The organism is Streptomyces sp. SAI-135 (genome assembly GCF_029893805.1).
Classification (GTDB): Bacteria; Actinomycetota; Actinomycetes; order Streptomycetales; family Streptomycetaceae; genus Streptomyces.
Genome location: NZ_JARXYP010000002.1, coordinates 4,585,884 through 4,600,013, shown reverse-complemented (window position 1 = coordinate 4,600,013; position 14,130 = coordinate 4,585,884). Strand labels below are relative to the sequence as shown.

General features: G+C 69.4%; 21 protein-coding genes and 1 pseudogene. 20 read left to right on the top strand and 2 right to left on the bottom strand.

Annotation, left to right across the window (positions count from 1 at the left end):
• The first annotated feature begins 72 nt into the window (after nt 1-72).
• From M2163_RS25280 to M2163_RS25210, 15 genes are all read left to right on the top strand, one after another.
• Nucleotides 73-405 (top strand): hypothetical protein, encoded by a 333-nt coding sequence (locus M2163_RS25280; protein ID WP_280895110.1) that lies wholly within the window; start codon nt 73-75, stop codon nt 403-405.
• Nucleotides 406-407: 2 nt separating this feature from the next.
• On the top strand, nt 408-1,727 hold the full coding sequence (locus tag M2163_RS25275) for an FtsK/SpoIIIE domain-containing protein (protein ID WP_280895109.1): 1,320 nt from the start codon (nt 408-410) through the stop codon (nt 1,725-1,727).
• Nucleotides 1,724-1,906: a hypothetical protein gene (locus tag M2163_RS25270; RefSeq protein WP_280897439.1), complete on the top strand. Its 183-nt coding sequence runs from the start codon at nt 1,724-1,726 to the stop codon at nt 1,904-1,906. The genes M2163_RS25275 and M2163_RS25270 overlap by 4 nt, the downstream gene beginning before the upstream one ends.
• Nucleotides 1,907-1,939: 33 nt before the next feature.
• Nucleotides 1,940-2,602, top strand: coding sequence for a DUF2637 domain-containing protein (locus M2163_RS25265; protein WP_280895108.1), 663 nt, complete (start codon nt 1,940-1,942; stop codon nt 2,600-2,602).
• Nucleotides 2,603-2,621: 19 nt separating this feature from the next.
• Nucleotides 2,622-2,810 (top strand): mobile element transfer protein, encoded by a 189-nt coding sequence (locus M2163_RS25260; protein ID WP_280895107.1) that lies wholly within the window; start codon nt 2,622-2,624, stop codon nt 2,808-2,810.
• A gap of 16 nt (nt 2,811-2,826) precedes the next feature.
• A complete protein-coding gene (locus tag M2163_RS25255; RefSeq protein ID WP_169808255.1) occupies nt 2,827-2,982 on the top strand; it encodes a hypothetical protein in 156 nt (51 codons plus the stop codon).
• 24 nt (nt 2,983-3,006) lie between these two features.
• Nucleotides 3,007-3,315 carry a SpdD protein gene (locus tag M2163_RS25250; protein ID WP_280895106.1) on the top strand — a complete coding sequence of 103 codons (309 nt, stop codon included), beginning with the start codon at nt 3,007-3,009 and terminating at the stop codon, nt 3,313-3,315.
• A gap of 1 nt (nt 3,316) precedes the next feature.
• The gene (locus tag M2163_RS25245; RefSeq protein WP_280895105.1) at nt 3,317-3,532 is read left to right on the top strand and encodes a hypothetical protein; all 216 of its coding nucleotides are present in this window, start codon (nt 3,317-3,319) and stop codon (nt 3,530-3,532) included.
• A gap of 94 nt (nt 3,533-3,626) precedes the next feature.
• Complete coding sequence (locus M2163_RS25240; protein WP_280895104.1) at nt 3,627-3,806, top strand: hypothetical protein; 180 nt, start codon at nt 3,627-3,629, stop codon at nt 3,804-3,806.
• Between the two features lie 5 nt (nt 3,807-3,811).
• Complete coding sequence (locus tag M2163_RS25235; protein WP_280895103.1) at nt 3,812-4,024, top strand: hypothetical protein; 213 nt, start codon at nt 3,812-3,814, stop codon at nt 4,022-4,024.
• The gene (locus tag M2163_RS25230; RefSeq protein ID WP_280895102.1) at nt 4,021-4,824 is read left to right on the top strand and encodes a phosphoadenosine phosphosulfate reductase; all 804 of its coding nucleotides are present in this window, start codon (nt 4,021-4,023) and stop codon (nt 4,822-4,824) included. The genes M2163_RS25235 and M2163_RS25230 overlap by 4 nt, the downstream gene beginning before the upstream one ends.
• The gene (gene repSA, locus M2163_RS25225) at nt 4,821-6,218 is read left to right on the top strand and encodes a replication initiator protein RepSA (RefSeq protein ID WP_280895101.1); all 1,398 of its coding nucleotides are present in this window, start codon (nt 4,821-4,823) and stop codon (nt 6,216-6,218) included. Before M2163_RS25230 ends, repSA begins: the two co-directional genes overlap by 4 nt.
• 2 nt (nt 6,219-6,220) lie before the next feature.
• Nucleotides 6,221-6,430, top strand: a complete 210-nt coding sequence (locus M2163_RS25220; protein WP_280895100.1) for an excisionase family DNA-binding protein — start codon at nt 6,221-6,223, stop codon at nt 6,428-6,430.
• Nucleotides 6,430-7,557 (top strand): site-specific integrase, encoded by a 1,128-nt coding sequence (locus tag M2163_RS25215; RefSeq protein ID WP_280895099.1) that lies wholly within the window; start codon nt 6,430-6,432, stop codon nt 7,555-7,557. Before M2163_RS25220 ends, M2163_RS25215 begins: the two co-directional genes overlap by 1 nt.
• A gap of 158 nt (nt 7,558-7,715) precedes the next feature.
• The gene (locus tag M2163_RS25210) at nt 7,716-8,102 is read left to right on the top strand and encodes a hypothetical protein (RefSeq protein ID WP_280895098.1); all 387 of its coding nucleotides are present in this window, start codon (nt 7,716-7,718) and stop codon (nt 8,100-8,102) included.
• Nucleotides 8,103-8,419: 317 nt separating this feature from the next.
• Here the strand turns inward: M2163_RS25210 and M2163_RS25205 are convergent, their stop codons facing one another.
• Entirely contained in the window at nt 8,420-8,851 is a 432-nt protein-coding gene (locus M2163_RS25205; protein ID WP_280850579.1) for a hypothetical protein, read from the bottom strand.
• Nucleotides 8,852-9,014: 163 nt separating this feature from the next.
• A complete protein-coding gene (locus M2163_RS25200; RefSeq protein ID WP_280850580.1) occupies nt 9,015-9,887 on the bottom strand; it encodes a bifunctional DNA primase/polymerase in 873 nt (290 codons plus the stop codon).
• 346 nt (nt 9,888-10,233) lie between these two features.
• Between M2163_RS25200 and M2163_RS25195 the strand changes: the two genes are divergently transcribed.
• The 5 genes and pseudogenes from M2163_RS25195 (at nt 10,234) to M2163_RS25175 (ending at nt 13,974) form a co-directional block, all read left to right on the top strand.
• Nucleotides 10,234-10,548 carry a hypothetical protein gene (locus tag M2163_RS25195; protein WP_280850581.1) on the top strand — a complete coding sequence of 105 codons (315 nt, stop codon included), beginning with the start codon at nt 10,234-10,236 and terminating at the stop codon, nt 10,546-10,548.
• Between the two features lie 245 nt (nt 10,549-10,793).
• Nucleotides 10,794-11,720: a bifunctional MaoC family dehydratase N-terminal/OB-fold nucleic acid binding domain-containing protein gene (locus M2163_RS25190; protein ID WP_280895097.1), complete on the top strand. Its 927-nt coding sequence runs from the start codon at nt 10,794-10,796 to the stop codon at nt 11,718-11,720.
• Nucleotides 11,717-12,106: a MaoC family dehydratase gene (locus M2163_RS25185; RefSeq protein ID WP_280850583.1), complete on the top strand. Its 390-nt coding sequence runs from the start codon at nt 11,717-11,719 to the stop codon at nt 12,104-12,106. Before M2163_RS25190 ends, M2163_RS25185 begins: the two co-directional genes overlap by 4 nt.
• Nucleotides 12,103-13,270, top strand: a pseudogene (locus tag M2163_RS25180) (lipid-transfer protein). Before M2163_RS25185 ends, M2163_RS25180 begins: the two are co-directional and overlap by 4 nt.
• A gap of 146 nt (nt 13,271-13,416) precedes the next feature.
• Nucleotides 13,417-13,974, top strand: coding sequence for a SigE family RNA polymerase sigma factor (locus tag M2163_RS25175; RefSeq protein ID WP_053851784.1), 558 nt, complete (start codon nt 13,417-13,419; stop codon nt 13,972-13,974).
• The last annotated feature ends 156 nt before the right edge of the window (nt 13,975-14,130 follow it).

Below are 14,130 nucleotides of genomic sequence, written 5' to 3'. Positions count from 1 at the left end.
TGAGCTAGGCACTCTTCTACTCGTAACTCCTGTACATGAGTGCAGGAGATCAGCTCTTATAGAGGAGATGCAATGCCGTCCTTCAAGATCGACACTTCGTCCGCTGTCGTCTTCGTTGCGACCGCGCCGGAGCCGAAGATGGTCAACAAGAAGACCGGTGAGCGGGCCGTGGACCGGGAGACGGGTGCGGACCTGTCGACGGTGGGCCTGCTGGTCTCGGACGAGGGGGAGGGCAACCTCTACCAGGTGACCGTGCCGGAGACCGGTTACCCCAAGGGCCTGACGCCGGGCACCCCGGTGGTCGTGACAGGCCTGAAGGCGCGTGACTGGGAGAACGAGTTCAACGGCCAGAAGCGACACGGGATCTCCTTCCGCGCGGTCGCGATCACCCCGCTTGGTGCCTGATCATGGCTGACTGGACGGTGTGGCTGGAGGCCACGGGAGCCGCGTCGGCGGCTGGCGGTGTCGGCTACGCGAAGTACCGGGCCCCGCGCACGTACTGGTCGCTGGTCGGCCTGCCCGCCACGTGGGGCCGGTTCTCCTACTCGTACCGCTCGACGATGGACGTGTGCGGTCTGACGGTGCAGCCGTCCGGCCTGCGGGCGTTCATGGCGCGCAACGTGGCCCGGCGTGAGGTGCAGCCGGTAGCGCCGAAGATCCGCCGGATACGGCCCACCTCGACCGGGCTGCGGGTGACGCTGCGGCTTCCGGCCGGTCTGGAACCTGCCGACGTGATCGCCTCGACGGAGCGTCTTCGGCACGCCTGGGGTGTCCACTCCGTGCGCGTCGTGGTCGTCAAGCCGGGCGTCGTCGAACTGCGGATGACCGGTTATGACGTGCTGCGCCGGGTGCGGATGCCACGCAAGGCCCAGCCTCACGACATGGCCGTACCGGTGGCGCTGCGCGATGACGGGACCGCGTTCGAGCGGGACTACCGCAAGGTCCCGATGGCCCTCACGCTGGGAGCCAACTTCTCCGGCAAGTCGATGTATCAGCGCAACCTGATCAACGGGCTCGCTCAACTGCCGGTCGCGCTGGTGGGGATGGACTGCAAGCGCGGGGTGGAACAGTCCGCGTACGCGCCCCGCCTGTCCGCGCTGGCGACCAACCCGGATGATGCCGCCTCGCTGGCCGATGTGCTGGTGGCGGAGATGGAAGACCGCTTCGATCTGCTGAACCTGCACGGCGCCTCGGACATCTGGGAGCTGCCGGAGGATGTGCGGCCTGCGCCGGTCGTGGTGCTGGTCGACGAGATCGCTGAGCTGTTCCTGATCTCCCGCAAGGAGGACGAGGACCGTCGCACGCGGATTGTCACGGCGCTGATCCGTCTCGCGCAGATGGCTCGCGCGGTCGGCATCTACCTGGAGATCTGCGGGCAGCGCTTCGGCTCCGACCTGGGCAAGGGCGCCACCATGCTCCGCGCTCAGCTCACGGGCCGGGTGGTGCACCGCGTGAACGACAAGGAGACGGCTGAGATGGGGCTGAAGGACGTTGCCCCGACCGCGGTCCCGACCGCCTGTGTGATCCCCGCGAACCGGCCCGGCACGGCCGTGGCCACGGATGCGGAGGGCGGCTGGTGCAAGATCCGCACACCGCAGATCTCCCGTGACAAGGTCGCCGCGACCTGCCGGGACTTTGAGCACCTGGTGCCCGACCTGCCGTTCCTCGCCCCGTTCCGGCCCCACGTTCCCACCCCGGCCGCCGCCGCTCCCTCGCTGGTCAAGTGATCGTCATGGCCGCGTCCAAGACTCGCGCGACCGTGACCGCCGAACCGGCGAAGTGCCCGACCTGCAAGGGCTCCGGAGAGGTCTCTCGCACAGTCCATGTGGGCCGCAAGCGCCGCCCGGTCGGCCAGCAGACCGGCATCTGCCTGACCTGCCTGGGTTCCGGCGAAGCCACCGACTAGCCGCCCACTTCTCCAGGAAGGAGGTGAAGACCTATGTCCCGAGCGCTGCGCCCGGACGCTGTACTGATCCAGGCTGTGATCGCTGGTGCGCTGTCCTTCGCCCATCTGCACGACCTTGCCGAAGCCGCCGGGCAATCCGGCTGGAAGGCCTGGGCCTATCCGATCTCGGTTGATCTGCTGCTGGTCGCCGCCTGGCGTCGGCTGCGTTCGGCTCGCCGGGACCGATCCGCCTGGACCTGGTTCACGATTGCCCTGTTCGCCTCGCTGGGCGCGAACATCGCTACTGCCGGGCTCCTGGATCTGGCGAACGTGCCCGCCTGGCTGCGCATCCTCGTCGCTGGCTGGCCCGCGCTCGCCTTCCTCGGTGGCACCCTCCTCGTGCACTCGCCGACTGAACCGGCAGCTCCCGCACAGGCTGTGGACGAACCGGCGGCGCTGGACGTCGACATGCAGGGCGACGACGAACCCGTCCCGGCCCCGGTGCCGGAACTGGCACCCGCCGCACCCGTCGCACCCGAGGCGCCCCCGGCCGATGTGCCTGCGGTTCCGGTCGCGTTGCTGGATCACGCGCGGAAGATCGCCGACGCACACCGCGCTTCCACCGGATCGCCGATGCCCGCTGACGCTCTGTCGGCCCGGCTCCAACTGCCCGCCCCCATGGCGGGTGCTATCGCCGCTCAACTCAAACTCACATGATCTGAAGGGGAGTTCGCCCGTGACCGCCTATCGCCGCTTCCGTGACCGGCGCCGCTTCGGCCCCGTGCAGGTCGGCACGTACTACGACGGCCGTGGCCGTGAGAAGCACGCCGCGGCGTGCACCGCGCCGGGCTGCGGCTTCTCCGCCGACTACACCGACCGCGCCGCCGCCGAACTCGCTGCCCAGACCCACCGCTGCAAGGCCTGAAAGGGAGATCACCGTCATGGACGTTCCGCTCTGGCTCGCCGTGATTGTCGTCGGCTACCTCGGCATCAAGCTCACCCGCCCGCCGATCTGGCTGGTGGTCCTGCTCCTGCTCGGCGGCTACCTCGTCGCCGGAAGCTTCCTCGGCCCCACCGTCGACTCGCTCGTCAAGTAGCCCCGGCCCGAAGGGACATCACCCGTGTTCACCCCGAAATATCCGCCCCAGGACACCGTCGTGCCGGCCAACACGATCCCGGTTCCGGCCTCCGATCTCCCCGCCCCGGCGGCCCCCGCCGCTCCGGCCCCGGTCGCTCCGGTGTCGAACCGTCCGGTCGTTCAGCTCACCCCCGGCAGCGCGCTCGCCCTCGCCGCGGGCGGCGGCGCCGTGGTCCTCGTCGTCGGCGCGGTCCTCGTCTCCATGCTCCTTGCGGTCGCCATCACCGGCATGTCGGTGGCCGTGTGCGCGCTCGTCATCCGCTCGATCCTCAACTCCGAAAGGAACCGCTGACATGGGCTTCTTCAGCAACCCCGAGAAGGCTGACCGCGATCTGACTCAGCACATGCTCGCCGACATCGCGGTCGACCTGAAGTCCGGACCGGTCGACGACTTCACGGCCGTGGTCGCCGGATCGCTGCTGGCCACCGCGAACGCTCAGGGCCTCGTCGACGACTGCGGCGACACCGACGCCTACCCGCCGCGCGGGCACGGCTACTCCCGCCGCTAAACGGCCCCCGGGGCGGCCTCGGTCGCCAAACTTCCGCCGCCCCGGGCGCCTGGACCACTTCCAGATCCAAAGGACCCGAAAGGGAAGTCTCATCATGCCTCAGCATGCCCTGAACACGCCCGTTTGCCGCGACTGCGACGGCTTCCCCGTCGTCGCCATCACCACCGGCACCCGCAACCCGGACGGCACCCGCGCCACCCTCACCGTGACCTGCTCCACCTGCAAGGGCACCGGTCGCCGCACCACCGCCACCCTCATCCGGGCCGGGAGGTGACGGGCATGTTCCGCAAGCTCCCCGCCGACCTCACCCCGACCGAGGAAAGTCCCGGCCTGCGCGTCAAGGGCGCCACCAAGTACACGCGCTCGCAGGGCGACTACGTCTGCGGCGGCTGCGGTGCGGAGGACCACGCCAACGGCGATACCGACGTCAAGGCTCTGGTCGACGACTACACCGCCAATCATGGTCGCGCCCACCGTGGAGGCCGACAGTGAACGATCTGCGCACCTTCAGCTTCGGCGGCGGCTGGCAGTCCATGGCCGCTCTCGTCCTTGCCGCTCAGGGCCGCCTCGACTTCCGCACCTTCCTGTTCGCCAACGTCGGCCCCGACAGCGAAAACCCCGCGACACTGCGCTACTTCGAGCAGCACGCCGCCCCGTACGCCGCTGCCCACGGACTCGACCTGATCGAGCTGCACCGCGAGACCAAGAACGGCACCGAGACGATCCGACAGCGGATCATGACCAGCAACGGCAGCCGCCAGACCATCCCGGTCTTTTTGACCAACGGCAAACCCGGCTCCCGCGTTTGCACCGTGGAATTCAAGATCCGGGTCACCGGAGCCTGGCTGACGGCACACGGCGCCAGCGAGGACAACCCGGCCACGGTCGCCATGGGTATCAGCCTGGACGAGATCGGCCGTGCCAACGCGGGCAAGGCCATGCCCTATGAGCGGCTCGTCTATCCGCTCCTCGACCTGAAGATCCGCCGGGCAGACTGCCCGCGCATCATCCGCTCCGCGGGTCTGCCGGTGCCGCCGAAGTCGTCCTGCGACTTCTGCCCCGTGCGCAAGATCCCCGAATGGCAGGCCATGCGCGAGCAGGACCCGCAGCGCTTCGAGCGGGCCTGCCAGATCGAGGACACCATCAACACCCACCTGGCAGCCAAGGGCAAACGGCCGGTCTACCTGACCCGCCTGGCACGCCCCCTGCGGGAGCTGTTCAAGGGCGGCGACCAACTGCCGCTCTTCGACACCGACGACGAAGGCTGCGACAACGGGTGGTGCTGGACGTGACCGACACCGCCACCATGGCGGGCCTGGACCCGGCCACCCTCGCCGACGTGCTGAGGCTGGCCGGGTCTGACGGCTTCGACCGCATCCAAGACCAGATCCGCCGCACCGGCGGCTGCTCCGACCCCATCCACCTGCAAGGCTCCACCGTCACCCGCGACGCTGCCTCCGGACAGGTCCTGCACACCTACTCGACCGACACCGAGCCCGGTGGGCGACTCCGGATCGCGTGCGGCAACCGGCGAGCCTCCCGCTGCCCCTCCTGCGCCTGGACCTACGCCGGAGACACCTACCACCTGATCCGCTCCGGACTCGTCGGAGATCCCGCCAAGGGCACCCCGCACACCATCCGGGATCACCCGCGGGTGTTCGCCACCCTCACCGCACCGTCGTTCGGGCGGGTCCACAACCGGCCCGATACCGGCCGTTGCCGCTGCGGGGTACGCCACCCCGAGGACGCTGCCGAGCTGGGCACTCCGCTTGACCCCGACACCTACGACTACGCGGGCGCGGTGCTGTGGAACAACCACGCCTCCGAGCTGTGGCGCTACTTCACGATCTACCTGCGCCGCGAGATCGCCAAGCGGGCCGGGCTCACGCAGAAGGATGCCAAGGAACAGTCCCGGGTCTCCTTCGGGAAGGTCGCTGAGTACCAAAAGCGCGGGGCCGTGCACTTCCATGCCGTGATCCGCTTCGACGGACCGGACGGGCCCGACTCCCCGCCCCCGGCCTGGGCCACCCTCGAACTCCTCACCGGAGCGATCCGCGCCGCCCGCAAGCGCGTCGCCGTCGACGTACCCGCGGCCGGTGACCAGCCTGCCCGCACGCTGTGCTGGGGCGTCAAGCTCGACGTCCAGCCGATCAAAGCCTTCGGGGACGGCGAGGACATCACTGAACAGAAGGTCGCCGCCTACGTCGCGAAGTACGCCACCAAAGCCGCTGAGACGACCGGCACGGTTGACCGCCGGATCGGCAACAAGGAAGCGCTGGTCTTGCTCGATGTGCCCGAGCACCCTGCCCGGCTGATTGCGGCATGCCTCGACCTGCACGCGCTGTACCCGGACCGCAAGCTGCGGGACTGGGCCCACATGCTCGGCTTCCGCGGCCACTTCTCCACCAAGTCCCGCCGCTACTCCACCACCCTCGGCGCCCTCCGCCAGACCCGTGCCGACTACCGCGCCGCCCAGCAACGCGAAGCCCTCGGCCTGCCAGACCCCGACGACAACCCGGAGGCCACCACGCTCACCCTCGCGCACTGGACCTACGCCGGACACGGCCACACCCCCGGCGAATCCTGGCTCGCCGCCAACATCCGCCGCGACCTCCAACACAACCGCGAGACCGCACGCGAAGCCCTCGCTGACTTGGCGAACTCCGAAGCTGAGGGGGAGTGGTAACCATGGACAGGCTTCTCGACGTGCACGAGGTCGCCGAGTTCCTGGGCACGACCGTGCGCTTCCCGCGTCGGCTGATCGAAGAGCGCCGGATCACCTTCGTGAAGGTCGGTCGGCATGTCCGCATCCCCGAGCGGGCCCTACAGGCCTACGTGGCCGCGAACACCGTGGAACCGGTCATCCTTCGTTCTACGGGCCTCAGGGGGGCTGCCTGATGGCTGGCAAGCGCAAGTCTCGCCGGAACTTCGGCCGGATTCGGAAGCTGCCCTCAGGGCGGTTCCAGGCTCGGTATCCGGGGCCTGATGGCGTGCTTCGGCCTGCTGACCGGACGTTCGCCACGACTACCGACGCTGATCGATGGCTGGCGAAGAAGCGAATCGAGATCGAAGACGGCCGCTGGATCGACCCGACCGAAGGACAGACGACGGTACGGGACTGGGCGGCTCGTTGGCTGGCCGCTGTATCGCCGCAGCTCAAGCACAAGACACAGGCCTCGTATCGATCTCTGATCAACTCGCGGATCAACCCGGCGCTGGGGGATCGTGAGTTGTCGAGCCTGCGACCGATCACTGTGACGGAGTGGGTTGCGCAGATGCGGACGGTCGGGCTCAGCGCGTCCCGTATCCGGCAGGCGTACCGAGTGCTGTCCCAGGTCATGCAGTCGGCGGTCGACAACGGGCTGATCGCGCAGACGCCTTGCCGAGGTGTGCGCCTCCCCCGGATGCCGCAGACAGAGCCGCACATCCTGACTCCGCTCGAAGCCTCACGACTCGTGCGGAAGGCCGAGAAGCCCCATGACTTGCTGATCGCCCTGCTGGCCTTTGCTGGCCTGCGAGTCGGCGAGGGGTTCGCGCTGCGCCGCGATGACGTCGACGTGGCGAGCGGCACCGTGCTCGTCGACGAGAACCTTGCCGAGGCGAACGGCGCCCTGGTCTTCGACACTCCAAAGTCTCACCAGAAGCGGCTACTCCGTGTGGCGCCCACCCTCGCGAAGCGGCTCGGGAAGCACCTGGAAAGCCTTCCGGACGACGGGGCTGCGCTGCTGTTCACCACCCCGGCGGGCAAGCCTCTGCACTACAACCAGTGGCGCAAGGCCTACTTTGACCCCGCCGTGTCCGCGGCTGGTCTGACCGACGTGACCCCGCACGATCTGCGAGCTTCGCACGGCACATGGGTCGCCGACCGGTACGGCGTGATGACCGCAGCTCACCGCCTGGGCCACTCGAACGCGAGCGTCACGACCCGGCACTATGCCCGACCAGTCGCCGGTCGTGATGACCAGGTCGCTGAAGCGTCTGATAGCTGGCTCACCGGCGGAGACCGGGGTGATCCGCTCGGGTGAGCCGGTGTGGCCACGAAGTCCCCTGATCGCGAGTTGGTCAGGGGACTTTCGCATTCAGACTTCGCCGGATCCAGGCGAGTGGAGGCATGAAACTAGCTACAGAAAGTGACTTGTTACTTTCTGTTGATCTCAGACCCTGGTCGCTACTGTGCGTTGCCATGGGCAAAGTGGTGCGTTTGTACTGGGGATACATGGTGACTGCGGCTCTAATCGTCGGATGGAGCCAGCAGTGGGCGTTGCCGGTTATCGCGGCCCTGTCGGTCGCTGTCGCGGCCTACGCGGGCTTCCAAGTGCCGGTCTGGTGTGGCGCGGTGAACCGTGACAAGAAAACGTACTGCCGCGATAACGCCTACGGCGTGCTGATGGGGTGCAGTAGGCGGCAGCATCGGTGGCAGAAAATCACGTTGATCGTCACACGGAGCAAGGCCGGTGACTTCAGTCGCGCCGTGTTCCCAACGGCCAAGGAGAAGTTCAACGCCTTCTTGGGGCTCGGCGGGCTCCTGTCGGCCATCGCCGCCGTGGTTGCCACCGTGGTAGTGGGATGACTCCATTCGAAGGAGCCAGGGCAGGTATGGGCACGTTGCGGAAGGGCACGGCAGTGAGTGAGGGGCACGTAGGGGGCACGGGGAGAACGGTGATGGCGTGACCGAAGCTCCTGTACTCCTCTGACCTGCGGGGAAACGAGCTGACTGCCAGACCGGCGAAAGGTCTTGAAAACCGTCGTGGCGCGAGTCACCGTGGGTTCAAATCCCACACCCACCGCGGAAGTTCAGCGTATGCGCTGGTCGGAAAGGGTGCCCCTCGACGGGGCACCCTTTCTGCGTTCCTGGCCGTCGCACCCCGGCTCCGGCTCGGCCCGGGGCTACAGCTCGTAGTCCCGGGCCAGTTCCTCCCAGGCGACCTCCCGCAGGCCCGCCTGGGCGTCGCATTCCGACGGTATGCGGGTGTGGGGCTGGAACCAGATGATCGTGAGGTGGCTGCCGTAGAGGACGGGATCGCGGGTCGGGGTCAGGGACGTGGAGCGGAAGACGCCGACGCAGGCGACCGGCGGCAGCATCTCGACCGGGCCGAAGGCGCCGGGGTAGTGGTCCGGGTACTCGTGCGGGGGCGGTACGAGGTGTACGGGGGCGGTCGGGTAGTCGTGTTCGGCCGATCGCAGCAGACCTTTGATCCGCAGCTCGTTGACCGGTCTGCAGGGGTAGCCGTCCAGCAGCCCGCCGTACGTCGATGTCAGGCGCAGCTCCCCGAGGTCGACCCTGCGGCCGGAGGTCAGGACGAGCCGGGACAGGGTCATGATCGGCACTCTGTGGCGCTCCAAGGTTTCTGCCGTGCTGGTGGTTCCGGTGATGCTGGTGGTTCCGGTAGTTCCAGTGGTTCCGGTACTTCCGGACTTCCGGTAGTCCCGTAGCTCCGGTGGTTCTGGCGGTTCTCGTGGTGCCGTGCGTTCCGGTGGGCCGCTAGGGGCGGCGGCCCGTCATCCGTGCCGCCGACGCGATCGTCGCCCGTGCCTCGCGTTCCGTGAGCCCCGTGTTGAGGGCCGCGTCCACCAGGGGGGCGACCAGGGCCGGGCCGATGCCGTTCTCGTAGGCGCGGCAGGCGGCCCAGAAGAGGCGGGTGTTGCGCTGGCCCTCGTGGGCGGCGAGGACGAACTGGACCAGGCCCTGGCCCTGGTCGCCGGCCGAGGGATGGGTTGCCGGGTGGGTGGGGCGCGGTGGCGGCAGGAGCAGGCGGAGCAGGGCCGGCGGGCAGGCCGCGGGGGCGAGGTGGGCGGTGCCCGGGGCGGTCGTGTAGGTGCCGTGGTCGGTGCGGGAGCCGGGGCCGACGAGGTAGCCGCCGGCGCCGCGGATGTCGATGCCGGGGGCGAGGCGGCCTGCCGAGTTGGGGACGGCGGCGTCGGGCGGGCCGGTCAGCCAGAGGTGGCGTCCGCCGCTCGGGGTGAGGACGACGACCGTGTCGGGGATCGTGAAGAGGTGGCGCAGGGCGAGTTCGCGCAGGGCCGCCGAGGAGTCCGTGCCCGACTTGGTGTCCAGGTCGACGCCGATCAGATGGTGGGGCGGCAGACCGCACGCGATGCCGTAGCCGGTGGCCCAGGGGGCCGCCGCGAAGAGCTCGCGGATGCGGACGGGGTCGGTCGAGGCGTCGTAGACCCCGTGTCCGAACGCGCCGCACTCACCGTGGCAGGGGCCGGTCAGGGGGTGGTCGTCGCGGTGGGGGGAGCGCAGGGCCGGGAGCTTGGTGCGGGACAGGGGGATGACGGCCAGCCCGCGCTCGGCGGCTGACAGGGCGTGTGCGAGGGCCAGCGTCGTGGCCTGCCGGTCTGTGGTGGCCATGGATCCATGTTCGTACGCGTGTTCGAAAAAGGGAAGGGGTGGCGAGCGCGGCGCGCCGACGGTGAGGGATTGGCCGAAAAGGTGCCGGAACGCTTCCTCTGTTGTCCCCCTTGGCGATCAAGAGTCCGGATCGTCCGGTACTGGTGCCTGAAGTCGCGAAAGGGGTTTATCGACTTGTCCTCACGCTTCAGGGGGAATAACCGCTTCCGCTCTGGTTCGCCGGGGATTCGGTGGGCAACTCTGGACTCGCGACGTCGTGCACAGCACCGGGGCGGTCGGCCAACTGCCCTGCAAGAAGCATCACTTGACGCACTACCGGCATGTGCCGGGTTCTGGAGGAAACACCATGGCAAGCATCCGTACCGCTCGCGTCATCGCCGCCGTCTCCGCTCTCCCGCTCGCCGCCGCACTCTTCACCGGCGTCGCGACGGCGGACAACGGCGGCTTCGCGGACGACGGATCGAACGCGGGTGTCGCGAGCATCGTGGGCAGCGGCGTCGGGCACGACAACAACGGCAACTCGTCCACGACACAGCAGAACGCCGTCGGCTCCGGGGCGTCGAACCAAAGCAACACGGCACAGGTCAACGGCTCCGCGTTCACGGCCGTCAACCAGGGGAACAACAACACGTCCGTCAACTTCACCCCGCTGTGGTGGTGAGGCGCGGGGGCTGACACGCCCTCGACCGGGGGCGGGAGGCCATGGGGTGGGACACGTCCGCGCGGCGGTGCTTCGGCGCCGCCGCGCAGGCGTGTGGGGTGCGCGGTGCCGGCCTTGACACCGCCCCGGGTCTGGCCTTGAGACCGTCACGGATCCGGCCTTGAGACCCTTCCCGGACCCGGCCTTGACACCGTCACGGATCTGACGGACAGTCAGGAAATCTTGCGGACAAGGAGGTTGTCGTCATGGCCGCCGACCCGAACGCCCCGCACCCCGACCTGCTGACCCGCCTGAAGTCCTACGAAGGTCACCCCGCCGCCGTCTCCGCCGCCGGCAAGGACCCCGTCAACCTGCCGATGATCCGCCACTGGTGCGAAGCCCTGGGCGATGCCCATCCGGCCTACGACGGCCCCGACGCCGTCGCCCCGCCCACCATGCTCCAGGCCTGGACGATGGGGGGACTGAGCGGCCACCCGGGCAGATCGTCGTCGTACGACGAACTCCTCGCCCTCCTCGACGGGGCGGGGTGCACCTCGGTCGTCGCCACCGACTGCGAGCAGGAGTACTTCCGGCCACTGCGTCCCGGTGACGAGATCACGTTCGACACGGTCATCGAGTCGGTCTCGGACCGCAAGACCACCAAGCTCGGCACCGGTCACTTCGTCACGACCCGTACCGACGTCCGGGTGGCCGGGGCCCTCGTCGGCACCCACCGGTTCCGCATCCTCAAGTACGCGCCCGCGAGGGCGGAGCGGAAGACACCTCCCCGGCCCCGCCCCGTCGTCAACCGTGACAACGCCGGCTTCTGGGAGGGCGTCGAACAGCACCGGCTCCTCATCCAGCGCTGCACCGCCTGCGGGGCCCTCCGCTTCCCGTGGCTGCCGGGCTGCGCCCGCTGCGGCGGCCCGGACTGGGACACCGTCGAGGCGGGCGGCGAGGGGACCGTCCACTCGTACGTCGTCATGCACCATCCGCCCTTCCCGGCGTTCGACCCTCCCTACGCCGTCGTGCTCGTCGAACTCGCCGAGGGTGTGCGGATGATCAGCAACGTGGTCGGGACGCCGTACGACAAGGTGCGGATCGGGATGCCGGTGCGACTCGTCTTCCGGTCCTACGACGGTGATCTCACCCTTCCCGTCTTCCGCGCCGCCGCCGAGGAGGCCGTCGTATGAGAACGGGCGACGAGCTGCCGCCCCTGGAGATCCCGGTCACCCGCACGCTGATCGTCGCGGGTGCGATCGCCTCCCGGGACTACCAGGACGTGCACCACGACCCGGAGTCGGCCCGCGACAAGGGCTCCCCGGACATCTTCATGAACATCCTGACGACGAACGGCCTGGTGGGGCGGTACGTCACGGACCACTTCGGCCCGCGCACCGTGCTGCGGAAAGTGGCCATCAGGCTGGGCGCGCCCAATTACCCCGGCGACACCATGGTGTTGAAGGGGACCGTCGAGGCCGTCGAAGGTGCCACCGCGACGGTCCGGATCGTGGGGACCAACGGCATCGGCAACCATGTGACGGGGACGGTCACCTTCTGTCTGCGGGACGCCGAATGAGCGCACGCGCGCGTGACCGGCTCGGCGGCCTGGCCGCGATCGCCGGCATCGGGGCCACCGAGTTCTCCAAGGACTCCGGCCGCAGCGAACTGCGCCTGGCCGCCGAGGCGGTCCGCGCGGCGCTCGACGACGCGGGGCTCACGGCGGCCGACGTGGACGGCATGGTCACCTTCACCATGGACACCAGCCCGGAGATCACCGTCGCCCAGGCCTGCGGGATCGGCGAACTGTCCTTCTTCTCCCGCGTCCACTACGGCGGCGGCGCGGCCTGCGCGACCGTCCAGCAGGCGGCGCTCGCGATCGCGGCGGGCGTGGCCGAGGTCGTGGTCTGCTACCGGGCCTTCAACGAACGCTCCGGCCGTCGCTTCGGCTCCGGCGTGCAGCACCGCGAACCCTCGGCCGAGGGAGCCGCGCTCGGCTGTGTCCCTCCCCTTCGGCCTGCTCACCCCGGCCTCCTGGGTGGCGATGGCGGCCCAGCGCTATCTGCACACGTACGGCCTCACCCCGGAGGCCTTCGGCCATGTCGCGGTGATCGACCGGGCGTACGCGGCCACCAATCCGGCGGCCTGGTTCCACGGCCGCCCCATCACCCTCGCCGACCACGCGGCCTCCCGTTGGATCGTCGAGCCGCTCAGGCTCCTGGACTGCTGCCAGGAGACCGACGGCGGCCAGGCGATCGTCGTCACCTCCCTCGCACGCGCGCGTGACCTCCCCCACCGGCCCGCCGTCGTCGCGGCGGCCGCCCAGGGCGCGGGCCGCGCCCAGGAGCAGATGACCAGCTTCTACCGCGACGACCTCACCGGGCTCCCGGAGATGAACGTCGTGGCCCGCCAGCTCTGGCGCACCGCGGGCCTCGGCCCCGAGGACGTCGACGTGGCGATCCTCTACGACCACTTCACCCCGTTCGTCCTGATGCAGCTGGAGGAGTTCGGATTCTGCGGCCGGGGCGAGGCCGCGGACTTCGTGCGCCGGGCCGTCCTGCCCCTCAACACCCACGGCGGCCAGCTGGGCGAGGCCTACCTCCACGGTATGAACGGCATCGCGGAGGCCGTACGGCAACTGCGGGGGACGGCGGTGAACCAGGTGGCGGGGGCGGGACGGGTCCTGGTGACGGCCGGGACGGGGGTGCCGACGTCCGGGCTGGTGCTCACCTCGGACGGATGACCCCCCAGGGGTGAACCCGCAGTAGACGGCGCCTCCTCGTCCACCTTCAGGAGGTGGAGTCAGCCCCACCTCTACAACCTGAGGGGGAGTTTTCTTCGGGACCTGTGGCCGATGAGCGCGGCCGGTCGCGAATCTAGCGTGGAGTCATGACCACACCCGTCTGCACCAGCGCTTCGAAGGCCGCCGTACCGGCGACGCAGACCCTCGCGTACCCGTCGTTCGCCTCGTACGTGAAGGCCCGCCAGCCGGTGCTGCTGCGTACCGCCCGGTCGCTGACCGCGAACCCGAGCGACGCGGAGGACCTGCTGCAGACCGCCCTGACCAAGACCTACGTCGCCTGGGAGCGCATCGAGGACCACCGGGCCCTCGACGGCTATGTGCGCCGGGCCCTGCTGAACACGCGTACCTCGCAGTGGCGCAAGCGCAAGGTCGACGAGTTCGCGACCGACGAGATCCCCGAGCCGGATCCCGTGCCCGGCGAGGACGACCCCGCGGAGCAGCAGGCGCTGCACGACGCGATGTGGCGGGCGATCATGAAGCTGCCGGCCCGGCAGCGGGCGATGGTCGTCCTCAGGTACTACGAGGACCTCAGCGAGGTGCAGACGGCCGAGGTGCTCGGCGTCTCCGTCGGCACCGTGAAGTCGGCGGTGTCCCGGGCCCTCGGCAAACTCCGCGAGGACCCGGAACTGGTGCTGGCCCGCTAGGGGCCACTGCTCCGCCGTTGTGCCTGCCCGCCGGGGCTCGGCCTGGGTACCACCGGTAACAGCCTCGGTGCCACCGGTAACAGCCTCCCGGTCCAGGGAACCGTCCGGCCCCCTCGCCCGTTGTGAGGGCATCGTGACGTGATCGATCGCCCGTCT

Excerpts from the sequence above, each read along its gene's own strand:
- M2163_RS25255 (WP_169808255.1), top strand. The coding sequence starts at position 2,827 with ATGGACGTTCCGCTCTGGCTCGCCGTGATTGTCGTCGGCTACCTCGGC.
- M2163_RS25265 (WP_280895108.1), top strand. The coding sequence starts at position 1,940 with ATGTCCCGAGCGCTGCGCCCGGACGCTGTACTGATCCAGGCTGTGATC.
- M2163_RS25245 (WP_280895105.1), top strand. The coding sequence starts at position 3,317 with ATGGGCTTCTTCAGCAACCCCGAGAAGGCTGACCGCGATCTGACTCAG.
- M2163_RS25200 (WP_280850580.1), bottom strand. The coding sequence starts at position 9,887 with ATGGCCACCACAGACCGGCAGGCCACGACGCTGGCCCTCGCACACGCC.
- M2163_RS25195 (WP_280850581.1), top strand. The coding sequence starts at position 10,234 with ATGGCAAGCATCCGTACCGCTCGCGTCATCGCCGCCGTCTCCGCTCTC.
- M2163_RS25175 (WP_053851784.1), top strand. The coding sequence starts at position 13,417 with ATGACCACACCCGTCTGCACCAGCGCTTCGAAGGCCGCCGTACCGGCG.
- M2163_RS25280 (WP_280895110.1), top strand. The coding sequence starts at position 73 with ATGCCGTCCTTCAAGATCGACACTTCGTCCGCTGTCGTCTTCGTTGCG.
- M2163_RS25185 (WP_280850583.1), top strand. The coding sequence starts at position 11,717 with ATGAGAACGGGCGACGAGCTGCCGCCCCTGGAGATCCCGGTCACCCGC.
- M2163_RS25190 (WP_280895097.1), top strand. The coding sequence starts at position 10,794 with ATGGCCGCCGACCCGAACGCCCCGCACCCCGACCTGCTGACCCGCCTG.
- M2163_RS25275 (WP_280895109.1), top strand. The coding sequence starts at position 408 with ATGGCTGACTGGACGGTGTGGCTGGAGGCCACGGGAGCCGCGTCGGCG.
- M2163_RS25220 (WP_280895100.1), top strand. The coding sequence starts at position 6,221 with ATGGACAGGCTTCTCGACGTGCACGAGGTCGCCGAGTTCCTGGGCACG.
- M2163_RS25235 (WP_280895103.1), top strand. The coding sequence starts at position 3,812 with ATGTTCCGCAAGCTCCCCGCCGACCTCACCCCGACCGAGGAAAGTCCC.
- M2163_RS25210 (WP_280895098.1), top strand. The coding sequence starts at position 7,716 with ATGGGCAAAGTGGTGCGTTTGTACTGGGGATACATGGTGACTGCGGCT.
- M2163_RS25240 (WP_280895104.1), top strand. The coding sequence starts at position 3,627 with ATGCCTCAGCATGCCCTGAACACGCCCGTTTGCCGCGACTGCGACGGC.
- M2163_RS25215 (WP_280895099.1), top strand. The coding sequence starts at position 6,430 with ATGGCTGGCAAGCGCAAGTCTCGCCGGAACTTCGGCCGGATTCGGAAG.
- M2163_RS25205 (WP_280850579.1), bottom strand. The coding sequence starts at position 8,851 with ATGACCCTGTCCCGGCTCGTCCTGACCTCCGGCCGCAGGGTCGACCTC.